Here is a 13,016-nt window from a genome sequence, read left to right as displayed (position 1 = left end):
ATGGAACTAAACAAATTTAGTAAACAAGTAACGCAAGATGATACGCAACCAGCAGCACAAGCCATGTTGCATGCCATAGGATTGTCAAAATCAGATTTAGAAAAACCGTTGGTTGGAATTGCAAGTACGGGGTACGAAGGAAATCCGTGTAACATGCACCTAAACGATTTAGCAAAATTGGTAAAAGAAGGAACTGAAAATGCCAATTTAGTAGGGTTAATATTTAATACCATAGGCGTTTCCGACGGAATTTCTATGGGAACACCAGGGATGCGCTATTCTTTACCTTCTCGTGATGTGATTGCCGACTCTATGGAAACGGTGGTACAAGCGATGTCGTATGACGGTTTGGTAACCGTGGTTGGATGTGATAAAAACATGCCAGGAGCTTTAATGGCGATGTTGCGTTTAAACCGTCCTTCAGTTTTAGTATATGGAGGAACCATTGCGTCTGGGTGTCATGAAGGGAAAAAGTTAGATGTGGTATCAGCTTTTGAAGCTTGGGGAGAGAAAGTTGCCGGAACTATTACAAAAAAAGAATATCAAAGTGTCATAGAAAAAGCATGTCCGGGGGCAGGAGCTTGTGGAGGAATGTACACCGCAAATACTATGGCGTCAGCAATTGAAGCTTTGGGTATGAGTTTACCTTACAATTCATCTAATCCTGCGATTAGCAATGACAAAGAGCAAGAATGTGTCAATGCAGGGGAAGCGTTACGGGTATTACTTGAAAAAGACATCAAACCATCAGACATCGTTACTAAAAAATCGTTGGAAAATGCAGTACGATTGGTAACAGTTATGGGAGGTTCTACCAATGCAGTTTTACACTTTTTAGCTATAGCAAAAGCAGCAGATGTGCAGTTTACTTTAGAAGACTTTCAACGTATTTCTGATGAAACACCATTTTTAGCCGATTTAAAACCTAGTGGAAAATACTTAATGGAAGATGTACACAAAGTAGGAGGTACACCAGCAGTTTTAAAATATTTACTAGAAAAAGGGTTGTTACATGGAGATTGTTTGACTGTAACAGGAAAAACATTGGAGGAAAATTTAGCAGCGGTTCCAAGTTTAACGGAAGGGCAGGAAGTAATTAAGCCGACAGAACAACCTATCAAAGCTACAGGACATCTACGAATGCTTTACGGAAATTTGGCAAAAGAAGGTTCTGTAGCGAAAATAACAGGAAAGGAAGGATTGTATTTTTCAGGAAAGGCAAAAGTTTTTGAAGGAGAATATGAGGCAAATGACGGGATACGAGACGGAAAAGTAGAAAAAGGGGACGTAGTGGTAATTCGCTATGAAGGCCCTAAAGGAGGTCCTGGAATGCCAGAAATGCTAAAGCCAACAGCTGCTATTATGGGAGCAGGATTAGGAAAAGAGGTTGCGCTAATTACCGATGGACGCTTTTCTGGGGGAACGCACGGATTTGTAGTAGGTCACATTACACCAGAAGCCCAAGAAGGAGGTGTAATCGCTTTGGTAAAAGATGGAGATACGATAACCATTAATGCAGAAACGAATACGATTAATCTAGAAGTTTCTGAAGAAGAATTAGCAAAGAGAAAACAAGAATGGACAGCTCCACCTTTAAAAGTAAAAAGAGGAGTGCTATATAAATATGCAAGAACAGTAGCATCAGCATCTAACGGATGTGTAACCGACGAATTTTAACACTTGTACTATGGAAACAAAAACGAAACAACAAACAGAACTAGAAAAAAAACAGAGAGTAACCATTACAGGTGCAGAAGCTGTAGTAAAATGTTTATTAGCAGAAGGAGTCGATTTATTGTATGGGTATCCAGGAGGAGCTATTATGCCTGTATACGATGAGTTGTATAAATATCAAGATAAATTGCACCATGTATTAACACGTCACGAACAAGGAGCTACACATGCAGCACAAGGTTACGCAAGAGCTACAGGTAAAGTAGGAGTAGCGATAGCAACATCAGGTCCAGGTGCAACCAACTTAATTACAGGTATTGCCGATGCGCAGATAGATTCTACTCCAATGGTATGTATTACAGGACAAGTAGGAGCACATTTATTAGGGTCCGATGCGTTTCAAGAAACGGATATTGTAGGAATTTCAACTCCAGTAACGAAGTGGAATTATCAGATAACCAAAGCGAGTGAGATACCTGAAGTAATAGCAAAAGCATTTTACATCGCTCGTTCAGGAAGACCAGGACCTGTTTTGGTGGATATTACTAAAAATGCGCAGTTTGAAGAGTTTGATTTTGAATATAAAAAATGTACATCGGTACGAAGTTATCAACCTGTTCCGAGTATGAACATACAAAGTGTTGAAGCAGCTGTTGAACTGATTAACAATGCGGAAAGACCATTTGTAGTTTGGGGACAAGGAGTAATACTTGGAGAAGCTGAAGAAGAATTTAAAACATTTATAGAGAAAGCAGGAATTCCATCGGCAAGTACATTGTTAGGTTTATCAGCTTTACCAACTAAACACCCTCTACATGTAGGTATGGTTGGAATGCATGGAAATTATAGTCCGAATAAACTTACCAATGAATGTGATGTATTAATCGCTATCGGAATGCGTTTTGACGATCGTGTTACAGGAGATTTGAACCGTTATGCGAAACAAGCTAAAGTGGTGCATTTTGAAATAGACCCTGCGGAAGTTGACAAAAATGTAAAGACAGATGTAGCTGTTTTAGGAAACGTAAAAGAAACCTTAGCGGCAGCACTTCCTCTTTTAAAAGCAAATTCACACAAAGAATGGTTGCAAGAGTTTCGAAATTTAGATGCGGTAGAGTTTGATAACGTGATAAAAAATGATTTGTTTCCAACTAAAGAAGGTTTAACAATGGGAGAGGTTATCAAGCAAATAAATGAAACCTCTGAAGGAAAAGCCATTGTAGTTACCGATGTGGGTCAACATCAAATGGTAGCAAGTCGTTATGCTGAATTCAACCAAACAAAAAGTAATATTACTTCGGGTGGATTAGGAACTATGGGATTCGCCTTACCTGCTGCGATTGGAGCAAAAATGGGAACTCCAGAGCGAGAAGTAGTAGCTGTGATTGGCGACGGAGGTTACCAAATGACTATACAAGAACTAGGAACGATTTTACAAACCAAAGCAGCGGTTAAAATTGTAGTACTGAATAATGAGTTTTTAGGAATGGTACGACAATGGCAGCAGTTGTTTTTTGACAAACGATATGCTTCTACAGTGATGACAAATCCTGATTTTGTAGCAATCGCTAAAGGATATCATATGGCAGCTAATAGAGTTACTAAAAGAGAAGAATTGGCAACAGCTGTTCAAGAAATGATGCAGTCTAAAGAAGCCTATTTCTTAGAAGTTTGTGTAGAAAAGGAAGATAATGTATTTCCAATGATTCCAACAGGAGCATCGGTATCTGATGTTCGATTAAAATAAGAAAATATGAATACAAAAAACACCTATACAATTTCAATTTATACAGAAAATAATGTTGGATTGTTAAATAGAATATCAGCAATATTCCTACGAAGACACTTGAATATAGAGAGTGTTAACGTATCAAAATCTGAAATTAAAAGTGTGTCTAGATTTACGCTTTTAGTGAAGGTTACCGAGGAACAAGTTAAAAAAATCATTGGTCAGATTGAAAAGCAAGTAGAGGTAATCAAAGCTTTTTATCATACGGATGAAGCAACAGTTTACCAAGAATCATGCTTGTTTAAATTAAGTACAGACTTACTTATTCAAAATGATGAAATTCAAACCATCATCAATCAAAGTAAATCAAGAGTAATTAATATAAACAAAAACTTTTTTGTTCTTGAAAAATCTGGTACCAAAGAAGAAGTAGAAGAACTATATCATATTTTAGATAAGCATGGTATCATGCAATTTGTTCGGTCTGGTAGAATAGCTATTACGAAAGATGAAATGCCAGTATCAAAACTATTACAATTAATAAAAGCATAAACAAACAACACAAATACAATAGAAATGAAAAATTATTTCAACCAATTATCACTTAGAGAACAATTAGAACAGTTAGGTAAATGTAGATTCATGAATGCTGAAGAATTTTCAGAAGGAACTAAAGCATTAGAAGGCAAAAAAGTGGTAATTGTAGGATGTGGAGCACAAGGATTGAATCAAGGGTTAAACATGCGCGATTCAGGGTTAGATATTTCATACGCATTACGAGAAGCAGCCATTAAAGAACAACGTCAATCATATAAAAACGCAACAGAACACGGTTTTGAAGTAGGTACCTATGAAGAGTTGATTCCTACAGCTGATTTGGTTTGTAATTTGACACCCGATAAACAGCACACACAGGTAGTAAATGCAGTGATGCCATTAATGAAATCAGGAGCGACTTTATCATATTCTCACGGATTTAATATTGTTGAAGAAGGAATGCAAATCCGTAAGGATTTAACCGTAATTATGGTAGCGCCTAAGTGTCCAGGAACAGAAGTAAGAGAAGAATACTTGAGAGGATTTGGTGTACCTACATTAATTGCGGTGCATCCAGAAAATGACCCAGAGAGTAAAGGATTGGCACAAGCTAAAGCTTATGCATTTGCTACAGGAGGTCATAAAGCAGGTGTATTAGAATCGTCATTTGTTGCTGAGGTAAAATCAGACCTAATGGGTGAGCAAACCATCTTATGTGGAGTGTTACAAACAGGATCAATTTTATCTTTCAATAAAATGGTTGAAGAAGGAGTAGAGCCAGCGTATGCTTCTAAATTAATTCAATATGGGTGGGAAACGATTACCGAGGCATTAAAACATGGTGGGATTACCAATATGATGGATCGTTTATCAAATCCTGCAAAAATCAAAGCCTATCAACTTTCCGAAGAGTTAAAAGAAGTGTTAGCTCCATTATTTAACAAACACATGGATGATATCATGTCAGGACACTTTTCAAAAACTATGATGGAAGACTGGGCAAACGATGATGTAAATCTATTAACATGGAGAGCGGCTACTGGAGAAACACAATTTGAGAAAACAACTGCTACTTCTGAAGAAATTTCAGAACAAGCCTATTTTGATAAAGGAACTCTATTAGTTGCTTTTGTAAAAGCTGGAGTTGAGTTGGCTTTTGAAACCATGGTGAAATCAGGAATTATTTCAGCATCGGCATACTATGAATCGTTACACGAGTTACCATTGATTGCCAATACTGTAGCACGTAAGAAGTTGTTTGAAATGAACCGTATTATTTCTGATACTGCTGAATATGGATGTTACTTATTTGACCATGCAGCAAAACCATTATTGACTGATTTTATGAAATCGGTACATACTGATGTTATTGGAAAAGCTTATAGTGCTACCAACGAAGTAGATAATCTTGAATTAATTAAAGTGAATAAAGTAATTCGTAATCATCCTATTGAAAAAGTAGGAGCAGAATTGCGAGAAGCAATGACGGCTATGAAGGTAATAAAAACCAATGTCAGTCAAGAAGAACCTGTTTTAGCATAATCGTATGGAAGTTCAAAAAGAAACTTATTTTCCTAAATTAGAAGCAATAGAGCAAGCTGCTACAACTTTAAAAGAGGTTGTGGCAGTTACTCCATTGCAAGAAAATTTTAACCTATCTCAACAATTTAATGCCAATATCTTTTTAAAAAGAGAAGATTTACAACAAGTTCGTTCGTATAAAATTAGGGGCGCATACAATAAAATTAGTTCTTTAACTTCGGAAGAATTAGCAAACGGAATTGTATGTGCCAGTGCAGGAAATCATGCCCAAGGAGTTGCCTTAGCATGCAGAAAAAAAGAAATCTACGGAACTATTTATATGCCTGCACCTACACCAAAACAAAAGGTAGAACAGGTAAAAATGTTTGGGGGTGATTTTGTAGATATTCGATTGATAGGTGATACGTTTGACGATGCTTATAAGGCAGCAAAACTCTTATCGGATAGTTTGCAAAAAATATTTGTACATCCGTTTGATGACGAAAAAATTATTGAAGGGCAAGCTACAGTAGGCTTGGAGGTTTTAGAACAAGCACAACAACCTATAGATTATGTTTTTGTACCTGTAGGTGGTGGTGGATTGGCTTCTGGTTTATCAAGTGTTTTTAAATTGTTGTCTCCAAAAACAAAGATTATAGGAGTAGAGCCTGCGGGGGCACCATCAATGAAAAAATCCTTAGAAGAAAACAAGAATGTTATACTAGAAAATATAGACAAGTTTGTTGATGGAGCGGCAGTACAACAAGTAGGGGAGTTAACTTACAGAATTTGTCAAGAAAACTTATCGGATATGATTACTGTTCCTGAAGGAAAAGTATGTCAGACCATTTTAGAAATGTATAACAAAGAAGCTATTGTAGTAGAGCCTGCAGGAGCTTTGACGATAAGTGCACTTGATTTTTATAAAGAAGAATTAAAAGGTAAAAATGTAGTATGTGTTATTAGTGGAAGTAATAATGATATCACTCGTACTGCCGAAATAAAAGAACGCGCATTGTTGTACGGTAAATTGAAGCATTATTTTATCATTCGTTTTCCACAACGTGCTGGAGCTTTAAAAGAGTTTGTAGCTGAGGTATTGGGAGAGAATGATGACATCACTTTTTTTGAATACTCTAAAAAGACGAACAGAGAAAATGGACCAGCTGTGGTAGGAATTGAGTTAGAGAAAAAAGAAGATTTGCAACCATTAATTCGTAGAATGAAAGAGCGTAGTTTTTATGGTGAATACCTAAACGATAAACCGAATTTATTTGAGTTCTTAGTGTAGTATTAATGAGACTGTCTAGATATATCGTCATTTCGACGAGGTACGAGGAGGAATCTCTTGCAAATGAGTAACAAATATTCAAAAGATTTCTCCCTTTGGTCGAAATGACACTTTAGACAGACAGTCTTATTTTTGACCAAGATATACCCAATGGTCATTTTCTTTACAAAAAACAGAGTTTTCGTGAATCACATCGATATTCCCATTTTCCATAAAAAAAGCTTTGAATTCAACAGTAGTTTCTGTTGCGTGTAGCACTTCTAGCTTTATCCAATTAACAGCTTTTGTCCAAGCTAAAATTTCTTTCTTTTCTCGCTTAGAAGGTCTGGTACTGCTATGGTGACTTTTTTGTAGGTAATCGATATTTGCTAGTACAAAAGCACTATATCTTGAACGCATTAAAGCTTCAGCTGAGGTAACTGAATGAATGTTTTGATGTGCTTTTTGACAGCAATCAGAATACTTTTTGTTAGGGTTACATGGACACTGCATAATTAATTGATTAATTCAGGTTGTTCTTGTACTCTAAAGCAACGTTCTTCACCAAGAAATAAAGGATTTCCATGTTTTTCAGACCAAAACCCATCTAAAATATCTTTAGAAAGACAAGAATATACTACTACACCTTTGTAGATAGTGTTATCATCACTAGTGTAGTTAAAATTGATTGCTAAAATATTGTTTTTAAAAAAGCCAGTTCCAAATTGTTCTTGTTCGTTGTTGATTAACCATTTGGCAACTATTCTGTTGTTTTCGTCAAGAGTTAAAGAAAGTGTTCCTTTGTAAGTATTAGTACTTTCGTCTTGGTTGCTACCAATAATGTTGTAGGTTCCTATTAAATCTTCTATCGTCATAAATCTTCTTAAAAAAGCAAAAATAAGAATAAATTAAGTGGAGGTTATAATTAGTTTAGCACGATAATATTTCGTATATTTTCGAGTGTTTTATACTAGTTATCAATACTATGGAGTTTATAGATTATTACAAAGTTCTAGGGATAGATAAAACAGCGACTGCTGCTGATATCAAAAAGGCCTACCGTAAACTAGCCAGAAAATACCATCCTGATACGAATCCGAATGATGAAGAAGCAAAAAAGAAGTTTCAGCAAATTAATGAAGCAAATGAAGTGTTAAGTAATCCTGAAAATCGAAAAAAGTACGATGAGTATGGTGAACATTGGCAACATGCCGATGCTTATGAAGAAGCTAAAAAACAACAAGGGTATCAAAGCGGATTTGGTGGTGGAGGTTCTTATCAACAATACTCATCCTCAGATTTTGACGGAACTGATTTTTCTGATTTCTTTAATTCTGCCTTTGGAGGTGGAGGAAGAAGAGGCTCTAGCAGACGTTCCTCTCAATTTAGAGGTCAAGATTTTAACGCCACTTTACAATTGAACTTAAGAGATGTATATACTTCACAAAAACAAGTATTGACGGTAAACGGTAAGAAAATACGAATTACGATCCCTGCTGGGGTAGAAAATGGACAAACCATTAAGATAAAAGGACATGGAGGTGAGGGATTGAACGGAGGACCTAAAGGAGATTTATACATTACTTTTGAAATAGCTCCGGATATAAACTTTAAACGTGATGGTGCTGATTTGTACACAGAGCAAACTATTGATTTATACTCAGCAGTGTTAGGAGGAGAAGTGGTTATAAATACTTTTACAGATAAAGTAAAGCTGAAGGTAAAAGAAGGAACTCAAAATGGAACCAAAGTTAGATTGAAAGGAAAAGGGTTTCCGAAGTATAAAAAAGAAGGTCAGTTTGGTGATTTATATGTTACTTATAAGGTGGATATTCCAACGAATTTGACAGATGAGCAACGAGATTTATTTACAAAACTTTCTAAATTAAAATAAGATGAGCAACAAAGAACTAATAAGTATACAGAAAGTGATTGTTCATCATAATTTAGATGAACAATTTATAGAGAGTATTGAGTCTTTTCAATTAATAGAAATTGTGGTAAAAGACACAGATAAGTATGTGTATGTAGAACAACTACCAACTTTAGAAAAAATTATTCGATTGTATTACGATTTAGAGGTGAATATGCAAGGGATTGATGTGATTAATAATATGTTGGATAGAATGGATATGATGCGTAAAACCATTCAACAATTAGAAAATAAGCTTAAATTATATGAGTAAATAGGGAGAAAAACCTATTGATTAAAAACTCCAAACGATATCAATGATAAAAACATATTCAGATAAAGTTTGGAAGTTTTTATTAGGCTTACTTGTCTTCTACAATTTGATCACCACGATATGTGTGGTTTTTATCGCTGTATAATAAAGAGTGTTTTTTGTTTGAAGGACCAAAAGTAGCTACATCTGCTTCTTTTAATAATTTTCCGGAAGCAAATACATGGTTTTTGTCTTTTGAATAATAAGAAACTTCAAAAATACTGAATGTTTCAGGATCAGCTTCTTCAATAACTTCCCCAAAATAAAACACATGATTTTTGTCTTTAGCGTAAGGAAATTGGATGACTTTAAAAGAAGAAATATCCGCATTTTCAATTTTAGCTCCATCATAAATAACGTTGGAATCAAACAATAAATATTTGTCTTCTAAGATGGTTAAATCCTCAATGTTTTGGTAAGGAATTGACGTTAGAGAGTCTACCTTTTTACCATTTTTATATTCTTGAAAGTCGTGAATTCCATTTTTATCAACAATATATCGATCATTGATTTTTTTGCTTGTTGTAGGGTCTATTGTTGTGGCAACTAATAATTCGTAGCTTTTTAATAAATACACTTGATTTTGGTCTTTGGCAAAGCTTTTATTCAAAACTTTAAAAGAATCATAATCTACATTTACAGGAACGTAATTATAAAAATAATGTTTATCGTCTTTAGACCAATCCTGATCAATTTTTTGAAATGTTTTAGGATTGGCTTTTGCTACCTTCCACAGATGTCTTTTCTCTTGATGTATTCCATCTATTTCTTGTGACATATAGTTTATAGCAATATATACATGGTCTTTGTCAAAACAGGTGTAATCGTCTACATCTACATAAAAAGTAGCGACATCTACCTCATTATCTATAATATTAGTCTTGAAGTATAAATGATTTTTATCTTTTCCAAAGTCTCTTCCTAAAACCTTAAAACTTTTAACATCGGCATTTAGATTGGTGTTTCCTAATGAAAACCAATTTCCCATAGGAGAATAACGAATTTCTTTTTTTGATTTTGAGTAGTAATACGAATCTGAAACAGATTTATCAACAGGGCCAGCAAAAGGACTACAAGCTTGGGCAATAATTGCCATTATAAACAAGAACAATTTTGCTATAGGGGAGTGTTCAGCTAGTGTAATTTTTTTAATTATAGAATTCAAAATAAGTATAATTATAATGATTGATATATAGGGATATTGTGTAATTAAGTTCATCAAGCAACTTAGGATTTAGTTGATTTTAGTTCTTTTCAACCATTAAAAGTATTTCTTTATTAATGATATCAGCATTTTCTTTTTCTGTAATTATTGAACCATGATTCGCTTCCATAACAAATTGTTTGCTGTTGGTAGATAGTTCTTTTAGCTCTTTTTGCATATCGAACCATAGTTGAATTTGTTTGTCGGGATTAATACCTTTCTTTCTGTATCTTTCTTTTTGAGATTTGTTATATTGCTCAGTTGCGGTGAAAACCAAAACAGGTAATGAATCTAAACTTTTGGCTTGACTCGCTCGTTTAAGAATATCATTATTGATGCTATTTTCTTTCAAATATCTACGATAAACTTTACCTGAATTAGAAGCAAGATTAAAATTACGGATATGACAATCTTTAGGTAATCCATCATTTGTAGCTTTTGGATTGGTTATCGTATTATAAAGTCCTCTTATTCCCAAATCTGAAAGAACAGCGATAAATTTTAGTACGTTAATTTGTTCTTTAGGAATCAATTCTTTTTGAGCTAGTCGTTCCCATTGTTCAGGGTGACTAGAATCTAGAAATACCATTCCTTTTACTTCATTTGGGTATAAATCTCTGAATATTTGATTGTAAGGCCCTCCCATAGAATGTCCTACCAATATATAAGGTGGTTTTTCTCCACTTTTCTCAAGTAATTCGTGTAATTGGTGGGCGTAAAATTCTGGTGTAATACTATCTTTACTTGATTCGCTAAACCATTTTCCCTCTCTATCATAGCGTATTACTCTTACGTTTTTTTTCAATCCTTCCGAAAGCCAATGAAACATGTCTGTATGACTATTTGCGCCTGCTTCAAGAATAAGGGTTGGTAAATCATTTTTTACGCCTTCAGCTCTTATATGAAGTTTTGTTCCGTTAACATCCACTAATTTTCCAGGAGGAACAGGTTTTGAACTAAATAATCGGTAAGATGCACCTGCTATTATTAGCAGTAGTATTACTCCAGCTAAAAACTTTGCTATCCATTTGAGTGTTTTTAGAATTAATTTCATAGTAATTTTTATAACGGTCTAGTGTATGATGCGTATCCCGAAGGGTATGCATTATACACCGTGTTGTGTGTTCGTTATTTCTCTATTTTTTCAATGATTGCTTTGATAATTCTATCGGAACTTTCTCCATTCTGTTTTAATAGACCAATTATATAATTCAGATATGCGTCATTTTTTGTACTTAAATCACACAGATAAACAACTTGAGAGTTTGGAACAATTCCTTTATTATTAAATACTTTTAAAATCCCTTCATAGTCTTTTTGGTCAATTAATTTTTGAAAATCACTAAGGACTGTATTGTATATTTCTTCTACATTAAAACCTGACCAAAAGGAGGATAGACTTGTTTGGAATTCCGAAATAGTTTTGACATCAGAATTATTAGTAACATTTTTAAAGAGACGTTCAACACGTGACAATGCGTGCTCTAAAGCCTGTTTCTCCTTTTGCGAGTCAAAAAACGAAATAATATTAGATTTGACATTTTCAAATACATCATTTGCATTTTTCATCATATTAGAAGCCACCTCTTTTACAATCTCCTCTAGAAGCAGAAAATTTTCAATTTCAGCTACCCGTGCAATCCAAATATTTGGATTTTGAATATGAGAGACTTCTTCATTAGTTCTCCTGTCTCTATCTATTAGCCCATAAGATTCAATATGATGGAAATCACTTTGTTCGTTAAAAGATTTTGTTGTAGAAAATACTTTTTGACAACTACCTAATGACTTAACTGTGTAATCGGAGAATATAAGTTCTAAAATTTTTTCGTCTATACTTTTTGAACTATCACCTTCTATAAACAAAATAGGTTTTCTGCTGCCTAAGATTTCTAAATATAATTGTTCGGGAATAGGAGTGTTGTCTTCTAGTAATTCATAATCCCATACATTGGAGCCTTCATAAGATTTTGCCCAAACTTTACGAGCCTTTTGTCTTGAAATTGCAAAATCGATATCGTGAGTTAAATAAATAAAAGCACAATCCTTGCGTTCATTTTCGATAAGGTCAAATAAGTTTTTTACTAAAGACTTATGAATGTGCATTTCTGGTTCATCTAGAATTACAATAGAATTTTCAGGGGAACAAACAACTTCTGCAATCAAATAAAAAATCACTCTTTCGCCATCACTCATCTCAGAAGCGTTGTACTTATTCGATTCTTGTCCGATTGGCAAAGTTTCAATAACTCCTGCCTTAATTCTCAACTGCCTATGTGGTAATACTTTTTCCCAAATTTCTCTTACTGTATCAATTTTTGTTTTCGGAGAAAGAATTTTCTTTTCTTTTGAATCAGAAAGGGATTCATATTCTTCTGTATGTAAAAGAACCAAAAGTTTTTCAAAGTCATTGAGTAAGTGAGTATTTATATTCCTGCCCCATCTATTATCTTTTTTAAAACTAAGACTTTCATTTACATTTTGCTTGGGATGATTACTTCCAATAAAGAACTCATTTTTAGCTACATCTAAAGCTGTTGGCCTAACAAGCTTAGGCATTGTCAAAGATTTTTGAGCAGATATTCTATGAGTTGTTAAATGATTATCCTCTTCAATTTTCGCTCCAAATCTTGTTTTTCCTGAACCATTAGCACCAATGACTACCAATTGGTCAAATTCCAATACAGGATTTGTGTTAGGTGTTCCTTTTTTTGTTGGAAGGTTTATTTTCATTTACTCATTTTTTTAATGACAAACAACTTGTTATAAAAGAACTAAAACTACTTTTATCCGGAGTATTAAAGATGATAAACGGAAGTTTTTAGCAATTTTTGTTCTTTCTCTATTAGCGCTAGC

At 34.3% G+C, this 13,016-nt stretch carries 12 protein-coding genes; 7 read left to right on the top strand and 5 right to left on the bottom strand.

What is annotated here, in order from left to right:
* The 5 genes from ilvD to ilvA are packed head-to-tail and all read left to right on the top strand — an operon-like array spanning position 1 to position 6,752.
* Entirely contained in the window at positions 1-1,677 is a 1,677-nt protein-coding gene (ilvD, locus tag ACKTSU_RS07760) for a dihydroxy-acid dehydratase (RefSeq protein ID WP_408035806.1), read from the top strand.
* 10 nt (positions 1,678-1,687) lie between these two features.
* Entirely contained in the window at positions 1,688-3,421 is a 1,734-nt protein-coding gene (ilvB, locus tag ACKTSU_RS07755; RefSeq protein WP_408035804.1) for a biosynthetic-type acetolactate synthase large subunit, read from the top strand.
* 6 nt (positions 3,422-3,427) lie between these two features.
* The gene (gene ilvN, locus ACKTSU_RS07750; protein ID WP_133535472.1) at positions 3,428-3,955 is read left to right on the top strand and encodes an acetolactate synthase small subunit; all 528 of its coding nucleotides are present in this window, start codon (positions 3,428-3,430) and stop codon (positions 3,953-3,955) included.
* A gap of 24 nt (positions 3,956-3,979) precedes the next feature.
* Positions 3,980-5,482, top strand: a complete 1,503-nt coding sequence (gene ilvC, locus ACKTSU_RS07745) for a ketol-acid reductoisomerase (protein WP_408035803.1) — start codon at positions 3,980-3,982, stop codon at positions 5,480-5,482.
* Between the two features lie 4 nt (positions 5,483-5,486).
* Positions 5,487-6,752: a threonine ammonia-lyase IlvA gene (ilvA, locus tag ACKTSU_RS07740; protein WP_408035802.1), complete on the top strand. Its 1,266-nt coding sequence runs from the start codon at positions 5,487-5,489 to the stop codon at positions 6,750-6,752.
* Between the two features lie 126 nt (positions 6,753-6,878).
* On the opposite strand, the gene ACKTSU_RS07735 is transcribed toward ilvA, so the two are convergent.
* Both ACKTSU_RS07735 and ACKTSU_RS07730 read right to left on the bottom strand, forming a co-directional pair.
* Positions 6,879-7,244, bottom strand: coding sequence for a YchJ family protein (locus ACKTSU_RS07735; protein WP_408035801.1), 366 nt, complete (start codon positions 7,242-7,244; stop codon positions 6,879-6,881).
* A 2-nt stretch (positions 7,245-7,246) separates the two neighbouring features.
* The gene (locus ACKTSU_RS07730; protein ID WP_408035800.1) at positions 7,247-7,606 is read right to left on the bottom strand and encodes a hypothetical protein; all 360 of its coding nucleotides are present in this window, start codon (positions 7,604-7,606) and stop codon (positions 7,247-7,249) included.
* A 110-nt stretch (positions 7,607-7,716) separates the two neighbouring features.
* Between ACKTSU_RS07730 and ACKTSU_RS07725 the strand changes: the two genes are divergently transcribed.
* Both ACKTSU_RS07725 and ACKTSU_RS07720 read left to right on the top strand, forming a co-directional pair.
* Complete coding sequence (locus ACKTSU_RS07725; RefSeq protein ID WP_408035799.1) at positions 7,717-8,625, top strand: DnaJ C-terminal domain-containing protein; 909 nt, start codon at positions 7,717-7,719, stop codon at positions 8,623-8,625.
* A 1-nt stretch (position 8,626) separates the two neighbouring features.
* Positions 8,627-8,917, top strand: a complete 291-nt coding sequence (locus tag ACKTSU_RS07720) for a chaperone modulator CbpM (RefSeq protein ID WP_408035798.1) — start codon at positions 8,627-8,629, stop codon at positions 8,915-8,917.
* Between the two features lie 88 nt (positions 8,918-9,005).
* On the opposite strand, the gene ACKTSU_RS07715 is transcribed toward ACKTSU_RS07720, so the two are convergent.
* From ACKTSU_RS07715 to ACKTSU_RS07705, 3 genes are all read right to left on the bottom strand, one after another.
* Entirely contained in the window at positions 9,006-10,052 is a 1,047-nt protein-coding gene (locus ACKTSU_RS07715) for a DKNYY domain-containing protein (RefSeq protein ID WP_408035797.1), read from the bottom strand.
* Between the two features lie 148 nt (positions 10,053-10,200).
* On the bottom strand, positions 10,201-11,214 hold the full coding sequence (locus tag ACKTSU_RS07710; protein ID WP_408035796.1) for an alpha/beta fold hydrolase: 1,014 nt from the start codon (positions 11,212-11,214) through the stop codon (positions 10,201-10,203).
* 74 nt (positions 11,215-11,288) lie between these two features.
* Positions 11,289-12,893, bottom strand: a complete 1,605-nt coding sequence (locus tag ACKTSU_RS07705) for a DUF4435 domain-containing protein (protein WP_408035794.1) — start codon at positions 12,891-12,893, stop codon at positions 11,289-11,291.
* Between the last annotated feature and the right edge of the window lie 123 nt (positions 12,894-13,016).

It is taken from the genome of Tenacibaculum aestuarii, assembly GCF_964510395.1.
Lineage (GTDB): Bacteria > Bacteroidota > Bacteroidia > Flavobacteriales > Flavobacteriaceae > Polaribacter > Polaribacter aestuarii.
Note: the sequence above shows the minus strand (reverse complement) of the source record. Positions and strands in the feature narration are given on the sequence as shown.